The following is a 17,712-nucleotide window of genomic DNA, read 5'->3' as shown; positions in this document are numbered from 1 at the left end:
CCGCAACCCATAGTCAGTTATCCCGTCGTCTTTTGGCCGCCCGCCTGCGCGCCAGCCTGTTTCTGGCTCTCGCCAATAGGCTGCCCGGACGCAAAAGACCATTCCTGCCTGACGATAATGCGAACATCTCCTCCGGCGATTCGGGATCGAGCAACTGCATCGTTGCCAGCGCCTCCTCCAAATCACCGTTGGCGGGGGGATGGAACGGCCTGAGGCGACACCCCTCGCGCCCGCCCAGCAGCGCGATCATCGCCGCCATGGAGCCCGCCTTTTCCTCCAGCTGCGCCACTTCATCGGGCGTAATGCCGCAATGTTCGCCCAGCAGTGACAGGCGCAAATCGCGGATGGCAGGCGCAGCATGGCCGTTGCCGGGACGGCGCGCGTCGATGAACACATCGCATTCGCTGTCCAGCCCCATCGAGCGGTTGTTGAAATTGGCCGAGCCAACCCGCAGCACCTCATCATCCACGATCATCAGCTTGGCATGGACATAGATCGGCGTCTCATCCGCATAGGGCGCGTAGATGTGAAAGCGGTCATTCCCGTCCAGTTCGCGGATCGCCTCCACCAGCGTGGTGCGGGCAGTATCCATCGCCAGACATTCCAGCCAGCCATCGGCGCTTGCCGGGTGAACGATCACGATTTCCGGCGGATCGGGTTCGGCCAGCCGCCTGGCAAGTGCTTCGCAAATGGCGCGGCTGGCGAAATACTGGTTCTCGGCATAAATGAAGCGGCGGGCGCGGGCGATATGGCGGCGGAAGAGCTCCTCCACCTCGCTCACGGCAGCAAGGCCTGCGTGTTCGGCGCGGCTGCGGGCAATGCCAATTTCGACATCCTTGAAATGGGGCTCCACCCCGTCGGGCCAGCAGGATTGTTCCGGTGCCGTGCAGCGGGGAAGCGGCTTGCCTCCGGCGTGTTCCCACCGCGTGTGCCCTAGATCGGCCAGCGCCACCGCCACCTCGCCTTCCATCATCAACGCGGCATCGTGCCAGGGGCCATAGGCCTTGCCGCCGGGCGCGGTGCGGCGCGGATCATCCGCACGGTGTTCGCGCGTGTCCCAGCGCCCCTGCGTCATGTCGATCCCGCCGCACACGGCAAAGGTTTCATCCATCACCACGATCTTCTGGTGGTGGCTGCATCCCGGCGGGTGCGCGGTATCGAATTTGAAATCGATGCGGCGGTGCGGCACCCACCGCACCAGATCGAGCAGCATCGAGCCGCGCGTCAGGAATTGCAGCGCGCCGATGCTCCATTTCAGGATACGGATTTCTAGGCCCGGATTGTGACGCGCCAGCCAGACGATGAAACTGCCCAGGCGGCGGGGATATTGCGCCTTGCGCCCCTTGTGCCACCAGCGCCGCCCTTGGGCGAGGTGGATCCGGGTGTCGAAATCCCAGCCGATCATCAGGATGCGCTGGCGCGCTTTCAGCATCGCCTGCTGCATGGTGGCGAAATATTCCTCGCCATCGATCAGCAAGCGCGCGCGCCGGGCGCGGGCATAGCGCCACACGCCCGGTTCGGCAGAGAGCGAATCGGTGTCCTGATCCACGGTGCCCCCCGTAACCGCGGCCTACTGCTTGGCGTCTTCCTTCTTTTCCGGTGTGACGGACGCGTCAGCCTTTTCCGCCCGCTTGCGCCGGTCAAACACGGCGCGGATATGCTGTTCGTCCTCGGTGGTCAGGTGCTTGGCAAAGCCGGGGAAGTGGTCCTCCTCCTCTTCCTCGATATGATGCAGGTAATCATGCCGGAGCTGGCGGAACTTGGTCAGCCACGCGCCGGTCGCCATGCTGGTTGCCGCCAGATCGTTCAGCATTTCCTCGATCTCGTGATGCTCGGCCACCGAATGGCGTGTCTCGTCCGTGGTCGCGGGCTTGCGCATCATCGTGGAATACAGCGCCTGCTCCTCGGCAGCCGCGTGCGCTTTCAGTTCAATGGTCAGCTGTTCGAACAGTTCGCGCCGCTCCTCGCTCTCGCCATGCGTGTGCTCCAGCCGCTGAAAAAGCGCGCGGTGCTTGTCGTGATCTTCCTTGAGGCGGGCAAAAATGTCGATCTTGCTCACAAGAATGTCTCCTTGGCTTTGCCCGATCAACCGACATTTTCGTCAAGAGTTCCCGGCCCCTTGAACGCACAACAGCCCGCCTCCTTGCGGAGACGGGCTGTCGTGGTGGCGCGCCCGAAAGGATTGGGCCGGCCTGCGGCCGCCCCCTCTCCGGCGCTGGCGCGCCTCCGAGTCCGAAGTTCAAATCTTGCGTGACCCACAAACACAAAACCCGCCCCTTGCAGGGACGGGTGTTGTGGTGGCGCGCCCGAAAGGATTCGAACCTCTGACCCCCAGATTCGTAGTCTGGTGCTCTATCCAGCTGAGCTACGGGCGCGCATTGGAGGGCGCCACATAGGGGGGCTTTTTCAGCTTGGCAAGCCTATTGACCGGCAACCGCATCAAGAATTTTCAGCCGTGAAAGCAGATCGCCGTCCATCGGCGCCAAGGGAAGGCCCGCAGCCTCGTCCAGCGTGAACCAGCCCCATTGCTGCCCGTCGCGCCCGGCAATGGCGCCGCGCCATTCGCGGCAAGTGTAAAGAAGCAATACAACCCCCGCAGGCCCGGCCTCGACACCTGCTTCATCGGCCAGAAACAGGGGTGACAGCTTCGTGGTTTCAATCCGGATACCAAGCTCCTCCGCGATCTCCCGAACTAGCGCAAATCGCGGATTTTCCGCAGATTCCACCTTGCCGCCGGGAAATTCCCAAAGGCCACCATGATGTTTGTGAGGAAGGCGCTGCTGCAACAACACACGAGCGCTGGCATCGCGCAATGCCAGCGCAACCACCGGTATCCATGTCGGATTTTCTTCCAACCCGAAGTCTCCTGTCAACTCTTCGTTAGGGATTGGATGCGAGAATCCCGCCTATCAGAACGTATCGAAAGCTCGACGCCATGTTTGCAAGTGTCAACGTCATGCTGCGCGACGAACAGGGCGCCACCGCAATTGAATACGGCCTGATCGCGGGATTGATCGTGATCGCCATGGTCGGTGGCCTTCGGCTTTTTGCCGGAGAGGCCGACTCGATGTTCAACAGGATCGAAACTGCAGTCGAAAATGCAAGCTAAGGTTTAGGACTTTTTCAACTTCTTGACTTTAGACAAGAACACATCCGGACGGGGAACTGATCGGATCGGGTACCGAAGACTACGAAAACCAGGAGACTGACATGACCTTCTTCAAGAACATGCTGCGCGACGAAGCCGGCGCCACCGCCATCGAATATGGCCTGATCGCTGCCCTGATCGCCGTTGCCGCGATCGCTGCCCTGAACAGCCTGGGCGGCAACCTGAACAACACCTTCAATTCGGTTTCGGACGAGCTCGAGTCGGCCAACTCGTAATCGCTACGGGCCTAAATAGGCAAAGAATGGGGCGGCGGGGAAACCTGCCGCCCCTTTTCATTAGCCGTTACGCCGGCGCCTTCGATCAATTGGCGCGCACAACGATCTTGTATTGCTGACCGGGCACCACCTGCGCATTGCCTGAAAGGCCGTTGAGCACGCGGAAGCGCGCTTCCTGCGCATCGGTATAGGCCATGCGCCGGGCCAGCGTCTGCACCGTATCGGTGCGCGATGCTGTCACCACATCGATTGCGCGCGGCACCACCTGTGCCGCCTCTGCCGTGGTAATGCGTCGCATCGAATTATACATCGTGTTGAACACGCCCGCCTGTCCAGCCGGGGTAATCGCGGCAAAATGGAAGGCCTGCCGGTTGCCGAAGTCATAGGCAAACACGGTGACATCCACCTGCTGCTGCCCGTTATTCACGCGCGCACCGCCGAACATGGCGGGAATGCCGTTCACCGTCGCGCGCTGGATGCTGTCGGGCGCAAGCTGCTGCTGTTGGCCGCCCAGCGCGCGGAAGGCGGCGCGGACATAGGTTTCCAGATTGCCGTCAAACGCGGCGGTGGTCAGCTGCGCGCGGCCTGCATCGCCATTGATCGACACCGCGCGCGTGCCGTTGACCATGTAGAAGCCCTGCGGGGCGGAAAAGCGCAGGCGCAATTCGGGATGGATGAAATCATTCCCTTCAATCACGCCCTGCGCCGGATCATCGCCATACATCAGGCCATCGACGCGGCGAAGGAAGGTTTCACGATTGGTCACGCCGGTGCCATTGCCTGCCTGCGTCAGCGCGTTTTGCACGCGGCTGGCAGGATCGGGGTGGGTGGAGGCCCAGGCGGGAATTGTCGCATCGCCGCGTCCCTGCAATTGCGAATCGAGTGAATTCTGCGCCGCGAGGCTCTGAAGCAGGCTGGCCATGGCGCGCGGATCGTATCCGGCGCGGCTCAGATACTGCACGCCCAGATTGTCCGCCTCGATCTCCTGCGCGCGCGAATAGGACAAGGTGAGCAACTGCGAGCCTTGCAGCGCCGCCTGCGAAATCTGCTGGCCCAGCGGATTGTTGCCCCCCAGCAGCACGCTGGACAGGATGGCAATGCCAACGCCGCCCAGCTGGTTGCGCTGCGCGGCGGCCTGCCGGCGGGCCGAATGGCGCGCGGCGACATGGCCCACTTCATGCCCCAGCACGGCGGCCAGTTCGGCCTCGTTGTTCATCAGGCCCACAAGCTGGCGCGTGACATAGACATAGCCGCCGGGCACCGCGAAGGCGTTGTTGACCGAGGAATTGAGCAAGGTCACCTGAAACGCGCTCGGCGTCGTGGCAAGGCCCGATTGCACGGCAATGCCCTGCCCCACGCCGCGCACATAATCGGCATAGGGGCCGGTCATTTCGCCGCCGAATTCGGCCACGAATTGCGGATGATACTGCGCGCCCAGTTGCGCTTCGGCCTGGGTGATGGGCGATCCGGGCGCGACATTGGCGCCGGGAACCGTGGCGCAGGCGGCCAATGCAAGCGATGCGGCCCCGCAAAGGGCTGCCCGAGCAAAAGAGGCGGTGCGCGAAAGAGTTGTCATGGCAAGTTCCCCATTGGGCCGGTATTCTGGCGGTGAAATTGCCAGATCAGCCGATGAAAGCAACTGCCAGAACGTCAATTGGTTCCTTTGCCAACAGGCCCTTAGCGCGCCAGCCCTTCGCCAATGGCAAGGAACCGTTCCTCGCGCGTGCGGCGCAGCGATGCACCGTCGCGCCGTGCCAGTGCATCCAGTTCTTCACCCAGAGCGGCGGCAAGCGCGGCACAGGCACCTTCGGGATCGCGATGCGCACCCCCCATCGGTTCGGGCACGATGCGGTCGATCACGCCGAGGTCGAGCAGATCCTGCGCGGTCATCTTCATGGCTTCGGCCGCCTGCGGGGCCTTTTCCGCAGTGCGCCACAATATCGAGGCGCAGCCTTCGGGCGAAATCACCGAATAGACCGCGTGTTCGAACATCAAAACGCGTTCTGCACTCGCCAGTGCCACCGCGCCGCCCGATCCGCCCTCTCCCACGATCGCGGCCACCATCGGCACGCCCAGCGCCAGGCAGGCTTCGGTGCTGCGGGCGATGGCTTCGGCCTGGCCGCGCTCCTCTGCCTCGATTCCGGGAAAGGCGCCCGAGGTGTCGACCAGCGTCACCACCGGCAGGCCGAACCGGTCGGCCATTTCCATCAGGCGGATCGCCTTGCGGTAGCCCTCGGGCTTGCCCATGCCGAAATTGTGGCGGATGCGGCTTTCGGTGTCGTGGCCTTTTTCATGGCCGATCAGCATCACGCGGCGGCCATCCAGCGTGGCAAGCCCGCCCATGATTGCCAGATCATCGCCATACAGACGGTCCCCGCCCAGCGGCATGAAGTCGCTGAACATATGCGCCACATAATCGCGGAAATGCGGGCGCGCGGGGTGACGCGCCACCTGCGTCTTCTGCCACGGGGTCAGCGAGGAGTAGGCCTGCGCAAGCAGTTCCGCGCTCTTCCTTTCCAGCCGCGCCAGTTCGCGCGAGATATCGACATCGCCGTCTTCGCCCGCCGCAGCGCGCAATTCGGCAATCTTGGCGTCGATGGCAGCGACGGGCTTTTCGAATTCGAGATAAGAGATCATGGGCCGATGCGCTAACCTCCCTGCGTTCGCCCTGCAAGAGGATGCCGCGCATTTACCAGCTCGACCAACCGTGCGGCATCGACATGGGTATAGATTTGCGTAGTGGCGATGTCGGCGTGGCCCAGCAGCGTTTGCAACACGCGCAGATCCGCCCCGCCTTCGAGCAGATGCGTGGCGAAGGCGTGACGCAGGACGTGCGGGCTGATCTTCGCCGGATCGATCCCGGCACGCGCGGCCAGCTCCTTTACCAGCTGATACAGGCGGATGCGGCTGATGTGGCGCGTGCGCGACGGGAACAGGAAGGGCGAATCGGATGCGCGCACCTCCAGCCCCCTTACCTCCAGCCATTTCGCCAGCGCAGCCTTGGCCCGGCGCGAAATGGGCACCATACGCTGTGCCGATCCCTTTCCCGTCACTGTCAGAAAGGGTGCGTCACGCGGCACCGCTGCCATTGGCAGCGCGACAAGTTCGGTGGCGCGCAGGCCCGATCCGTAAAGCAGTTCGAGCAGCGCCAGATTGCGCACCCCTTCGGCCCGGCCGCTTTGCGCCTCCGCTTCGGCCTGCTGGAACAGCGCCTCCACCTCGGAATGGGAGAGGATTTTGGGCAGCGGGCGGCGCGTGGCCGGGCGCGGCAAAGCGGTAGAGGGATCATCCCGCCGCAGCCCTTCATCCAGCAGGAAGCCGTAGAACTGGCGAAGCGCTGACGCCTTGCGCGCCACGCTGGACGCGGCAAGACCGGCCCAGTGCTGGCCCAGCCGCGCCAGATCCTCTCGGCTCGCCAGCGCCAGATCGCCCAGCGCATCTTCTGCCCCTTCCAGATCGCGGCGATAGGCCGCCAGCGTGTTGGCCGCTGCGCCGCGTTCGACGGCGAGCATGGCAAGGAAGGTCTCGATTGCGGCGCTGATCGCCCCGCTCCCTCAGCCGCGCGCCACTGCCTCGGCGGCGATCATGCGCGCTTCGGCAGAAAGTCCCACGGCGTTGAGCGAGCGGACAATATGATACAGATGCCGCGCGGTCATGCGGTTCCACCCATCGCCCTGCATCCCCACACCGGCCAGCAGCGCGACCAGCGTGGGATTGCCCACCCGCGCGGCCTGGCTGATGCGCTGGCTCCACACGCTTTCGCGCGCAAGGTCGATGCCCAGATCGGCAGCGCGGTTTTGCACCTCGGCCGCGTCCATACGGCCCAGCCCCGCAAGCCCGGCGAGCAGGAAGGCGCTTTTGCGGCTCCCTTCGCTGTCATCATCGCTGACAAAGCTGCCAAAATCTCCGCCTGAAACAGTGCCGCCAGCCGGATCGGCCAGCGCCAGCAGCGCCCAGCCTTCGCTGCCTGTCGCAACGACGCTGCGCCAGCGCATGGCATTGGCATCCAGCCCCGCCGCCAGCATCGCCGCGATAAGCGGCCCTGCATTGTCGGCCAGCGCATTGCTGGCCGGGAGACGCGCGGCGGCGAATGCCGTAAGCACCTGCCGGCCATAGGACATATCCTCGCCCCACAGCGCCTGCATCGCCGCAACACGATCGACCGGCTCCGCCGCGACATAGGCCTGGCGCAACTGCGCGGCCAGATTGCGGGTGGCTTCGTCCAGCGCCTCGTTGGCATAGGCCAGCGAATAGAGATCCACCATCGCCTGCGCGGAGAGCACCCCCGCGCGCCCGGCCCGCTCTGCCGCGCGCAGACGCTGGCCCAGCGGCACGGCGGGAATAAGCACATCGGCATAATCGAACCGGCGCGGGGCCGCGCTGCGCAGGGCATCAGGAATGTCCACCCCCAGCGCCCGCGCCAGCGACAGCCGCCACGGGGTGAGTTCGTCAACGCCTGTCCATTCGATATTTACCGCGCGGCCTGCATCGCCAGCCGCGCCCGCAAAGCGCTGCGCCAGACGCACATCGATTTCCGGTGCCTGCCCGGTTCCCAGCGCACGGGCCAGCCGCCGTTCGGCAGAGCGAGTTTCACCCAGGAAAGAATCGCAGATCGCCTGCGTCAGCACCCATTCGCCATCCTCGCGCAATTGGGGATGCAGCCGCGCCAGCGGGCAGAGGCCCAGCAGGTCGCCCGTCGCCAGATAGGCATCGCTGGCTGCCGCCAGCATCGCGGCATCGTAATTACTGCCGTCCACGTCCTGCAGCAATTCCACCGCCACGCGCGCCTCGCCCATGCGGTTGAGCACGGACGCGCGAAGTGCGGCAAATTCCACCGGGCTCATCCCAGCGGGCGCATCCAGCCGGCTGGCGAGTGCCCGGCGCACAAGGATATGGCCCCAGCGCGAGACCATCGGCCCGCGCGTTCCCTCCAGCGCGGCACGCACCAGCGCGGCAGGCTGGCGGGCGAGCGAGGGATAGGGGAAACCACCCTCGCTGCTGGCGATCACGCCCACCCGGTCCATCGATCGGCGGGCAGCGGGCGGCACGTCGAATTTGGGTCGCAGGCCCAGCAGTTCGTTGATCTCGCTCGCTTCCATCTGCTCCAGCTCGGCCAGAGAGGGGAAATTGGCGGGCAGACCGGGCAGCGGCGGAGCGGATGCGCCCGCTGAGGGGGCAGACGGAAGCGGTTGCACCACCGGCGCGCTGGTGGAGGATGCGGCGGGCGGCGTTGCCCCGCGCGTCACCTGCGGCGCAGGCGCAGCGGGCGCTGCGGTTTGCTGCGGGCGTGGCTGCGGGCGCGGCGCGGGCGCTTCGGCCGGCGGATCGTTGAAGATATCGGGCAGCAGATCCTGTGGCTGCGCCAGCGCCAGCGTGGAGGTGAGCGCAAGCGCGCCGGCACCCAGAAGCAGCGCAGCCCTCATGCCTGCGGCTCCCCGCCCGAAACAGGCAGGTTGGCAGGAACCTCGATCAGCCGCTGCTGCTCCACGCCGCCATCCATCCAGGCCAGCGCCAGAACGGCCAGCACGATCAAGCCAAGAAACACCACGATACCCTTCCGGCGTTTAGCCACCACTTCCTCTGCTTACGCGCGGCCCCAGGGGCCGGTTTGCCGATTTGCCGATTTGCGCAGGCGGGTTAGCGCAACTATAGCCCCGGCGGCAATGAACAACACGCAATCTCCTTCGGCCAATGGTCGCCGCAGGCCCGGCGGTGACCCGCAGGCACCTGCACGAATCGCGGACCTGAAGGCGCGGCTGCACCGGCCGATCGTGCTGGTGGGGATGATGGGCGTGGGCAAATCCACCATCGGGCGCAAGCTGGCCGCCGTGCTGAAACTGCCCTTTGCCGATGCCGATGATGCCATTGTCGAAGCGGCCAAGATGCCGATCACCGACATTTTCGACCAGTTTGGCGAAGACCATTTCCGCGACGGGGAACGCCGCGTGATCGCGCGCCTGCTGGAATCCGGCCCCAGCGTGATCGCTACGGGCGGCGGCGCTTTCGTGCAGCCCGAAACCGCGGAACTGATTCGCGCCAGGGGCATCCCCATCTGGCTGGACAGCGATGCCGACACGCTGGTCGAACGCGTTGGCCGCAACAGCAAGCGCCCTTTGCTGCGCGGCGGCAATGTGCGCGAAATCGTGACCCGCATGAAAGCCGAACGCGAGCCGTTCTATGCCAAGGCGTCCATCAAGGTGATGAGCGATGCCGGCCCGCACAATGCCACCGTCAACCGCATTCTGGAGGCTCTCGAACAATGTCTGTAACCCGCGTGGAACTGGCCGGGCGATCATATGAAGTGCGCGTGGGCCCCGGACTGCTGGAGGATGTGGCGGCGCAATGCGGTCCGCTGCTGCGCAAGAAGGCGGTGCCGATCATCACCGATGCCAATGTCGCCGCCTCTTGGCAGGAGGCGGTTTCCGCTTCGCTCACAGCAGCGGGGTTCGATCCGCACTTTCTGGTGCTGGAACCGGGCGAGGCGACCAAGAGCTGGCAGATGCTCGAACAGGTGGTGGACTGGCTGCTGGCCGAGGAAGTGGAGCGCGGCGATCACATCCTGGCGCTGGGCGGCGGGGTGATCGGCGATCTCACCGGTTTTGCCGCGGCCATCCTGAAGCGCGGCTGCGGGTTTATCCAATTGCCGACAACCTTGCTGGCGCAGGTGGATTCCAGCGTCGGCGGCAAGACCGCGATCAACACAAAGGCCGGTAAAAATCTGGTTGGCGCTTTTCATCAGCCCTCGCTGGTGCTGGCCGATCTGGATGCGCTGGCAACGCTGCCCTCGCGCGAAATGGGTGCCGGCTATGCCGAAGTCATCAAATACGGCATTCTGGGCGATCCGGCCTTTTTCGCCTGGTGCGAGGAAAACGGCGCCCGAGTTGTGGCGGGCGACCGGGAAGCGCAGGAATATGCGGTGGACCAATCGGTGGCAGCCAAGGCGCGCATCGTGGCGCAGGACGAACGCGAGACGACCGGCACGCGCGCGCTGCTCAATCTGGGGCACACATTCGGCCATGCGCTGGAAGCCGAAACCGGCTTTTCCGAGCGCCTGCTGCACGGGGAGGCAGTGGCGCTGGGAATGGTGCTGGCGGCGCGATTTTCTGCCCGGAAAGGCTATATATCTCAGGATGATGCCGCACGCATTTGCGCAGCAATCGGAAACGCGCTGCTGACCACCGAAATCGCCTCTCTCGATCTGTCGTGCCGGGGGGCGGATCTGGTTGCCCATATGCTGCACGACAAGAAGATGGACGCGGGCACCCTGCCCTTCATCCTGCTGCGCGGAATTGGCGAAGCCTTTGTCGACAAGCAGGTCGACCTTGCCGAAGTGGGTGCGTTTCTGGATGAAGAACTGGCGCGCTAAACGCCAGCCTATTTCAGCAAAACCAGCTCCTCGGCCATGCTGGGGTGCAGGGCCACGGTATCGTCGAACGCCTGCTTGGTAAGTCCTGCCGTCAGTGCGATGGCGGCCACCTGCAGGATTTCGGGCGCTTCCGGCCCGATCATGTGAATGCCCAGGATCTTCTCGGACGTTTCCTCCACAATCATCTTGTAGAGGCCCCGCTCGGCATGGGGCGAGAAGATGTTCTTCATCGGCCGGAAGTCCGAAGAATAGACCTTCACGCTGCCATAGGTCTGCCGCGCCTGCTCCTCGGTCAGCCCCACACCTGCCAGCGGCGGCTGGGTGAATACGGCGCTGGGGATATTGGCATAGCCCACGGTGCGCGGATTGCCGCCAAAGACGCTGTCGGCAAAGGCATGGCCTTCGCGGATCGCCACCGGGGTGAGCTGCACGCGGTCGGTTACATCGCCCACAGCATAGATGGTGGGACAGGTGGTGCGGCTGTGTGCGTCCACCTTGATCGCGCCATTATCCGTCAATTCGACTCCGGCATTCTCAAGGCCAAGACCGGACGAATTGGGCACGCGGCCCGCTGCGATCAGCACCTGATCGACGGGAATCGGATCGGTATCGCCCAGATCGACCAGCAGGCAGCCGGCCTCCTCATCGCGTGTGACCGATTGCACCAGCCGGTTCATGTGAAAGGTGATGCCGCGCCCCATCATGATGTGCAGCGCCCGCTCCACCACCTGCGCGTCATAGGAACGCAGGATCCGGTCTGTCCGGTTCACGACAGACACTTCGCTGCCCAGCGCGTTGAAAATGCCGGCAAACTCCATGGCGATATAGCCGCCGCCCACCACCATCAGGCGCCCCGGCTGCTGGTCCAGATGGAACATTTCGTTGGAGGTGATGCAGTGTTCCACGCCCGGAAAATCGGGCATCATCGGCCAGGCGCCGACTGCGATCAGGATATGCGCGGCGGTAATCTCGCGCCCGCTGGCCAGGCGCACGGTGTTCGGCCCGGCGATGGTCGCCCGCTCGGCAAAGACCTCGACCCCGTGGCTTTCCAGCGTCTTGCCATACAGCCCTTCCAGCCGGTCGACATCGCGGTTCACGAAATCGCGCAAAGTCGGCCAGTCGAACCGCGCGCCTTCGATGGTCCAGCCGTAATTGCCGGCATGGCCCAGCTCCTCGGCAAACATCGAGCCATAGACGAGCATCTTCTTGGGCACGCAGCCGCGGATGACACAGGTGCCGCCCACGCGGTGCTCCTCCGCCACGGCCACGCGCGCGCCGTGACTGGCCGAAATGCGCGCGGCGCGCACCCCGCCCGAACCTGCGCCGATCACGAACAGGTCATAGTCAAAATCGGACATTGGCACGCTGTCTCCCGTTGGCTGCTCGCGCATATGCCCACTTGGCCCGCGCTTGCCAACCGTAAGGCCCCTTCGGCAGCGCTCTGTCGCGCCAGGTTCCTTTAGGTCGCGTTCAGTCCAGCCCCGCTGCGGCGAGCAATGCGGCTGTGCTGGGATCGAAATCCGCCCCGCCCTTTTCGATCTGGCGGGCAATATCCTTGCCCAGTTCCACGCCGAACTGGTCGAACGGATTGATCCCCATCAGCACCGCATTGGCAAAGGTGCGGTGTTCGTGAAACGCGATCAGCGCGCCCAGCGTGGCCGGGTCCAGATCGTCGCACAGGATCGTGGCAGATGGCCGGTCGCCCGGATAATTGCGCGCGCCATCCGCGCTCGCCCGCCCAGCCATCAGCGCCGCGCCTTGCGCAAAGCAGTTCATCAGCAGGATGCGGTGATGCGCGGGGTCGAGATCGTCTCCGGGCGCGATGCTGGCGATAAAGTCCACCGGAACCAGATTGGTCCCCTGATGCAGCAGTTGAAACACCGCGTGCTGCGCATCGGTGCCCACCCCGCCCCAGGTGATCGGCGCGGTGGGGAAATCCACCGGATCGCCGCTCGCCGTCACGCTCTTGCCGTTCGATTCCATTTCCAGTTGCTGGAGGTAATCGGGCAGCAGGCCCAGCCGCTCGTCATAACAGAACACCGCCCGCGTCTGGCAGGCGCGCAGCCGCGTGTAGTACTGGTCGGCAAAGGCGGCGAGCAGCGGCAGGTTCGCCCGCCCCTCCGCATCGCGGAAATGCACATCCATCGCCGCCGCGCCACCCAGCATGGCGGCGAAATCTTCCGATCCGATCGCCAGCGCAACGGGAAATCCGATGCTCGACCACAGCGAATAGCGCCCGCCGACCGACTCGGCGAAAGGCAGGATGCGCGTTTCATCCACGCCCCATTCCACCGCCTTTTCGGGATAAGCGGTCAGCGCAATCACCCGCCCCAGCGGATCGGCCACGCCATTATCCGCCAGCCATTTCAAGGCGCTGGCAGCATTGGTCATCGTCTCGATCGTGGTGAAGGTCTTGCTCGCCACCGCAATCAGCGTGGTGGCCGGATCGCAGGCGGAGAACGCCGCTTCCAGCGCCACCCCGTCAATATTCGAGACGACATGGACATCAACCAGCGCCAGATCGCGCGCCAGCGCATCCACCGCCAAGGCCGGGCCCAGCGCGCTGCCGCCAATCCCGATATGGATGAGGTGCCGCACTTCGCCCAGCGCGCCTTCGTGAATGGCATCGACCAGCAACCGCATCCGGGCAAGCAGCGCGCCGGCTTCCTCCACGCTCGCCTCCTTGCCCACGCCACGCAGCGCTGTGTGTTCAGCGGCGCGGTTCTCGCTGGGGTTGACCACTTCGCCGGCAAACAGGCGGCGGCGCATTTCGGCAAAATCGCTTGCCGCGGCCAGCTCCTCGAAAGCGGCGATGAGGTCGTCGGACAGATGCGTTTTCGACCAGTCGAACAGCACCCCGCCTTCGCCAACTTCCAGCCGGGCCGACATTTTCTCCACCCGTGCCGGATCGGCGGCAAACAATTGTGCCAGCGAAGGGCGCGGCAGGCCTTCCAGCTTTTCCCAGGCAGTTTTGCGCGATGTCGCCATTATTCCGATTCCCTTGCCTGTTGCAGTGCAACAGGGCTAGACCGCTGGTCGATCAAAGCAAGGCCTCCGTCGCCATTTTTCTTGACCTTGGCAGCGCCTGCCAACAAGACCCTTGGCTCATGAACGACCATATCCGCGAAATCGAAGAACCCGGCGCAAGCCCCGCACCCGCCGCCGCATCCGCCATACCGGAAAAGCCGGTGAAGGAGGAAGGCAGCTTCCTGTGGTTCTGCGTGAAACTCATCATCATCGTGCTGATTTTCCGCAGTTTCGTGTTCACCAGCTTCAACATCCCCAGCGAAAGCATGATGCCGCGCCTGTTGGTCGGGGATTACCTGTTTGCCGCCAAATGGCCCTATGGCTATTCCAGCCGCTCGCTGCCGTTCAACGCGCCGCTGATACCCGGCCGGATCTTTGCCAGCACACCCGAACGCGGCGATGTGGTGATTTTTGAACACCCTATCGACGGCACCGATTACATCAAGCGCGTGATCGGCCTGCCGGGCGAGACGGTGCAGATGGTCAACGGCGTGGTGCATATCAACGGCAATCCGGTGGGGTTTGAGCAGGTCGAGGATTTCGTCCTGCCGATCCGCCCCGATGGCCGCTGCGCCCGCGTGCGGTTCACGGAGCAATTGCCCGATGGCAGCTATGCCTGCCGCTATCCGCAATTCCGCGAGACGCTGCCCGGCGGGGTCAGCTACAATGTGCTCGATTTCGGGTTGGAGCCGCAGGATGTTACCCCGCCCATCACCATACCCGAAGGCCATCTGTTCATGATGGGTGACAACCGCGACAACTCGCTCGACAGCCGCTTCCCGGCCGAAGCGCAACGCGGCATCGGCCTTGTGCCTGAGGACAATGTCGTGGCCCGCGCCAGCTTCATGTACTGGTCCACCGATGGCAATGCCGAATGGGTGAAGCCGTGGACCTGGTTCACCGCCGCGCGCTGGAACCGCCTGTTCCGGGGTATATGAGCAAGCTCGACCCCGCGACGCGCACATGGCTGGAAGGGCTTGGCTTTGCCATTCGCAACGAAGCCATCTGGTTCGAAGCGCTAACCCATGGCAGCACCGGCGATGCGCGCGATTACGAGCGGCTGGAGTTTCTGGGCGATCGGGTTCTGGGCCTCGTGATTGCAGATTGGCTCTATCACCATTCCACCGGGCAGGAAGGATCGCTGGCACAGCGGTTGAACGCGCTGGTCAGCCGCCAGTCCTGCGCCGACATCGCCCGCGCAATCGGCGTGCGCGAGCATTTGCGGCTGGGCAAGCAGGCGCGCGACGATGGCGCAGCGGACAGCGACAATGTGCTGGGCGACATCATGGAGGCGCTGCTGGGCGCCAGCTTTCTGGAAAACGGGTTTGACGCCACGCGCGAACGGGTTCGCCAGTTCTGGGCGGATGCGGTGGAAGGCCATGCGGGCCGTTCCAAGCATCCCAAGAGCGCGTTGCAGGAATGGGCCGCCGGCAACCAGCGCCGCCCGCCGCAATATGAAGTTATCGGCCGATCCGGCCCCGATCACGCGGCGCGCTTTACCGTGCGCGTCACCGTTCACAATGTCGGCGCGGTGGATGCCATTGCCAGCAGCAAGCGCGAGGCCGAGGCCGAGGCCGCGCGGCTTTTCATGGAGAAATTTGGATGACTTCCCCCGATGGCGAAACCAAATGCGGTCTTGTCGCCGTGATCGGCGCGCCCAATGCGGGCAAATCCACGCTGGTGAACCAGCTGGTGGGGCAGAAGGTGGCGATCACATCGGCCAAGGCGCAGACCACGCGCGCCCGGCTGATGGGCATTGCCCTGGAAGGCGCGGCGCAGATCATCCTGGTCGATACGCCCGGCATTTTCGAGCCCAAACGGCGGCTCGACCGCGCCATGGTCAACGCTGCATGGGAAGGCGCGCAGGCGGCCGATGCGGTGCTGTTGGTGGTCGATCCGGTGAAACAACGCCGGCACGAATTGATGCCGCTGCTGGGCGCGCTGAAAGACCGGCCCGAACGCAAGATCCTCGTGCTCAACAAGGTAGATGTGAGCGCGAAGGAGAAACTGCTCGAACTGGCGCAGGAGTTTTCCGCGCTGGTCGATTTTGCCGAGGTGTTCTTTGTCTCGGCGCTGACGGGCGACGGCGTTCCCGAACTGAAGGCGCATCTGGCACAGCTGATGCCCGATGGCCCCTGGCATTACCCCGAAGATCAGGTCTCTGACGCATCGGAACGTCTGCTGGCCGCCGAAGTCACGCGCGAACAGCTTTACAAGCAGCTGCACGAGGAATTGCCCTATGACAGCGCGGTGCGGCACGAGAAATACGAGCAGCGCCGCGATGGCAGCGTGGAAATCCACCAGCAGATCGTGATCGCGCGCGACAGCCAGAAGGGCATCGTGCTGGGCAAGGGCGGCAGCCGCCTGAAAGCCATTGGCGAAGCGGCGCGAACTGAATTGTCCGCCATTCTCGGCGTGCCAGTTCACCTCTACCTCCACGTAAAGGTGGACGAAAACTGGGCCGACAGGCGCGAGATATACGAGGAAATGGGGCTGGACTGGGTGCGCTAACCCGCATCCCGCAGCCGATACCGCGTCAGGCTGCACAGTGCCGCCACCACCGCCAGCGCGCAGGCGAGCAGCATCGGCACCGGCCCCATCCCCATGTCGCCGGCCAGCAATATCCCCACCACCACCGCGGCCAGCGTCTGCCCCAGCAGGCGCGCCGTGGATTGCAGGCCCCCCGCCGCCGCTGCCCGGTCACGCGGGGAACGGCCGATCAGCAGGCGCGTATTGGGCGCAAAGAACAGGCCGAAGCCCAGCGCGGTGAAGGAAAGCCGCGCCGCGATGCCGGCATGGCTTGCGTCATCGGGCATTGTTGCCATCAGCAAGAGGCCCACAATCGCGATGCCCATCCCCGTCACCCCCAGCTTGGTCGCCGCGATCCGGTCGCTCAGCCAGCCTGACAGCGGCGAGACGACCAGCATGGTGAGCGGAAAGGGGAGCAGCAGCATCCCCACCGTTTCCGGATTGAGGCCCATTCCCACTTGCAGCCGGAAAGGCAGGCTGAGCATCAGCATCCCGGCTGCGATGAAGCTGGCCATGCCTGCCAGAGCGGACAGGCCGATGGCGGGCTTTGCCAGCAGATCCACCGGCAGGACGGGCGCCGTCTGCCGCCGTTCGCGCCGCACCAGCGACAGAAGCGAGGCGACTCCCGCCAGCCCCAGCGCAAGGCCCAGAACGGGATTGCCGTGCGTACCCACCTGCAGCCCGCCAATGATGAGGAGCATCGTCGCCGCGCTCCATGCCGAACTGGTCCAGTCGGTCTTGCGATCCTGCCGCACCGGATCGGGCAGCGCCTGCCCCAGCAGCAGCGACACGACCGCCAGCGGCGCGGCGGCGACAAAGACCCAGTGCCAATCCACATGGCCCACGATCCACCCGCCCAGCGTGGGCGCCAGCGCGCTGGAGGAGGCGACTATCACGCTGTTCACCCCCAACCCCGTGCCGAGGCGTGCGGAAGGATAAATCTGCCGCATCATGCCCGCCGAAACGCTCAAGGCCATGGCTGCGCCCACCGCCTGCAACGCCCGCAGCACCAGCAGCACCGGCAGGCTGGCCGCAAAGAAGCACGCCGCCGATGCCAGCATGAACACCACCTGCCCGGCCTGATACAGCCGCCGGTGGCCCAGCCTGTCACCCAGGCTGGAAAACGGCAGCAGCAGCATCACCAGCACCAGCTGATACACCGTCACCACATTGGTAACGGCCGCGTTGGACACGCCAAGGTCTGCCGCGATTGTGGGCAGCGCCACATTGGCAATCGTCCCGTCCAGCACCAGCAGTGCAGTGCCGAAACTGATCGCCACGATGGCAAAGGCCCGGCGCGGCATGGGCAGGCCGGGATGTTCGTCGCGCAATGTCCGGGAATTCTTGGGCGGCACGCTCATGCCCCGGCCATGCGCGCCTTTGCCCGCCGGTTCAACCCTCAGCTG

At 64.7% G+C, this 17,712-nt stretch carries 18 protein-coding genes and 1 tRNA gene; 7 read left to right on the top strand and 12 right to left on the bottom strand.

Annotated features, from left to right (window positions below):
* Nucleotides 1–13: 13 nt before the first annotated feature.
* From WFP44_RS02725 to WFP44_RS02710, 4 genes are all read right to left on the bottom strand, one after another.
* Nucleotides 14–1,549 (bottom strand): phospholipase D-like domain-containing protein, encoded by a 1,536-nt coding sequence (locus WFP44_RS02725; protein ID WP_336924816.1) that lies wholly within the window; start codon nucleotides 1,547–1,549, stop codon nucleotides 14–16.
* Between the two features lie 21 nt (nucleotides 1,550–1,570).
* Nucleotides 1,571–2,059, bottom strand: a complete 489-nt coding sequence (locus WFP44_RS02720) for a hemerythrin domain-containing protein (RefSeq protein ID WP_336924815.1) — start codon at nucleotides 2,057–2,059, stop codon at nucleotides 1,571–1,573.
* Between the two features lie 239 nt (nucleotides 2,060–2,298).
* Nucleotides 2,299–2,375 (bottom strand) — tRNA-Arg (locus WFP44_RS02715).
* Between the two features lie 45 nt (nucleotides 2,376–2,420).
* Nucleotides 2,421–2,855, bottom strand: coding sequence for a (deoxy)nucleoside triphosphate pyrophosphohydrolase (locus WFP44_RS02710; protein WP_336924814.1), 435 nt, complete (start codon nucleotides 2,853–2,855; stop codon nucleotides 2,421–2,423).
* 101 nt (nucleotides 2,856–2,956) lie between these two features.
* Between WFP44_RS02710 and WFP44_RS02705 the strand changes: the two genes are divergently transcribed.
* Nucleotides 2,957–3,109, top strand: coding sequence for a Flp family type IVb pilin (locus tag WFP44_RS02705; protein ID WP_336917128.1), 153 nt, complete (start codon nucleotides 2,957–2,959; stop codon nucleotides 3,107–3,109).
* Nucleotides 3,110–3,210: 101 nt separating this feature from the next.
* Nucleotides 3,211–3,384: a Flp family type IVb pilin gene (locus WFP44_RS02700; protein ID WP_336924813.1), complete on the top strand. Its 174-nt coding sequence runs from the start codon at nucleotides 3,211–3,213 to the stop codon at nucleotides 3,382–3,384.
* An 85-nt stretch (nucleotides 3,385–3,469) separates the two neighbouring features.
* On the opposite strand, the gene WFP44_RS02695 is transcribed toward WFP44_RS02700, so the two are convergent.
* From WFP44_RS02695 to WFP44_RS02675, 5 genes are all read right to left on the bottom strand, one after another.
* Entirely contained in the window at nucleotides 3,470–4,960 is a 1,491-nt protein-coding gene (locus tag WFP44_RS02695) for a M48 family metalloprotease (protein ID WP_336924812.1), read from the bottom strand.
* A gap of 101 nt (nucleotides 4,961–5,061) precedes the next feature.
* Nucleotides 5,062–6,021 (bottom strand): acetyl-CoA carboxylase carboxyltransferase subunit alpha, encoded by a 960-nt coding sequence (locus WFP44_RS02690; protein ID WP_336924811.1) that lies wholly within the window; start codon nucleotides 6,019–6,021, stop codon nucleotides 5,062–5,064.
* 11 nt (nucleotides 6,022–6,032) lie between these two features.
* A complete protein-coding gene (locus WFP44_RS02685; protein WP_336925032.1) occupies nucleotides 6,033–6,926 on the bottom strand; it encodes a tyrosine recombinase in 894 nt (297 codons plus the stop codon).
* A 12-nt stretch (nucleotides 6,927–6,938) separates the two neighbouring features.
* The gene (locus WFP44_RS02680; protein ID WP_336924810.1) at nucleotides 6,939–8,807 is read right to left on the bottom strand and encodes a hypothetical protein; all 1,869 of its coding nucleotides are present in this window, start codon (nucleotides 8,805–8,807) and stop codon (nucleotides 6,939–6,941) included.
* Nucleotides 8,804–8,956, bottom strand: coding sequence for a hypothetical protein (locus WFP44_RS02675; RefSeq protein WP_336924809.1), 153 nt, complete (start codon nucleotides 8,954–8,956; stop codon nucleotides 8,804–8,806). Before WFP44_RS02675 ends, WFP44_RS02680 begins: the two co-directional genes overlap by 4 nt.
* Nucleotides 8,957–9,047: 91 nt before the next feature.
* On the opposite strand from WFP44_RS02675, the gene WFP44_RS02670 reads away from it, so the two are divergent.
* Together WFP44_RS02670 and aroB are read left to right on the top strand one after the other, a co-directional pair.
* Nucleotides 9,048–9,653 (top strand): shikimate kinase, encoded by a 606-nt coding sequence (locus WFP44_RS02670; RefSeq protein ID WP_336924808.1) that lies wholly within the window; start codon nucleotides 9,048–9,050, stop codon nucleotides 9,651–9,653.
* Nucleotides 9,644–10,750 carry a 3-dehydroquinate synthase gene (gene aroB, locus WFP44_RS02665; protein ID WP_336924807.1) on the top strand — a complete coding sequence of 369 codons (1,107 nt, stop codon included), beginning with the start codon at nucleotides 9,644–9,646 and terminating at the stop codon, nucleotides 10,748–10,750. The genes WFP44_RS02670 and aroB overlap by 10 nt, the downstream gene beginning before the upstream one ends.
* Before the next feature lie 8 nt (nucleotides 10,751–10,758).
* Here the strand turns inward: aroB and gorA are convergent, their stop codons facing one another.
* Both gorA and pgi read right to left on the bottom strand, forming a co-directional pair.
* Nucleotides 10,759–12,108 carry a glutathione-disulfide reductase gene (gene gorA, locus WFP44_RS02660; protein WP_336924806.1) on the bottom strand — a complete coding sequence of 450 codons (1,350 nt, stop codon included), beginning with the start codon at nucleotides 12,106–12,108 and terminating at the stop codon, nucleotides 10,759–10,761.
* A 112-nt stretch (nucleotides 12,109–12,220) separates the two neighbouring features.
* Nucleotides 12,221–13,738: a glucose-6-phosphate isomerase gene (pgi, locus tag WFP44_RS02655; RefSeq protein ID WP_336924805.1), complete on the bottom strand. Its 1,518-nt coding sequence runs from the start codon at nucleotides 13,736–13,738 to the stop codon at nucleotides 12,221–12,223.
* A 119-nt stretch (nucleotides 13,739–13,857) separates the two neighbouring features.
* On the opposite strand from pgi, the gene lepB reads away from it, so the two are divergent.
* The 3 genes from lepB to era are packed head-to-tail and all read left to right on the top strand — an operon-like array spanning nucleotide 13,858 to nucleotide 16,288.
* Nucleotides 13,858–14,715: a signal peptidase I gene (gene lepB / locus WFP44_RS02650; RefSeq protein ID WP_336924804.1), complete on the top strand. Its 858-nt coding sequence runs from the start codon at nucleotides 13,858–13,860 to the stop codon at nucleotides 14,713–14,715.
* Nucleotides 14,712–15,383: a ribonuclease III gene (rnc, locus tag WFP44_RS02645; RefSeq protein ID WP_336924803.1), complete on the top strand. Its 672-nt coding sequence runs from the start codon at nucleotides 14,712–14,714 to the stop codon at nucleotides 15,381–15,383. Before lepB ends, rnc begins: the two co-directional genes overlap by 4 nt.
* Nucleotides 15,380–16,288: a GTPase Era gene (gene era, locus WFP44_RS02640; protein WP_336924802.1), complete on the top strand. Its 909-nt coding sequence runs from the start codon at nucleotides 15,380–15,382 to the stop codon at nucleotides 16,286–16,288. The genes rnc and era overlap by 4 nt, the downstream gene beginning before the upstream one ends.
* On the opposite strand, the gene WFP44_RS02635 is transcribed toward era, so the two are convergent.
* Entirely contained in the window at nucleotides 16,285–17,667 is a 1,383-nt protein-coding gene (locus tag WFP44_RS02635) for an MFS transporter (RefSeq protein WP_336924801.1), read from the bottom strand. The genes era and WFP44_RS02635 overlap by 4 nt on opposite strands.
* Nucleotides 17,668–17,712 lie beyond the last annotated feature (45 nt).

It is taken from the genome of Alteraurantiacibacter palmitatis (assembly GCF_037154115.1).
Taxonomy (GTDB): domain Bacteria; phylum Pseudomonadota; class Alphaproteobacteria; order Sphingomonadales; family Sphingomonadaceae; genus Alteraurantiacibacter; species Alteraurantiacibacter palmitatis.
This window is presented reverse-complemented; position numbering and strand designations above follow the sequence as displayed.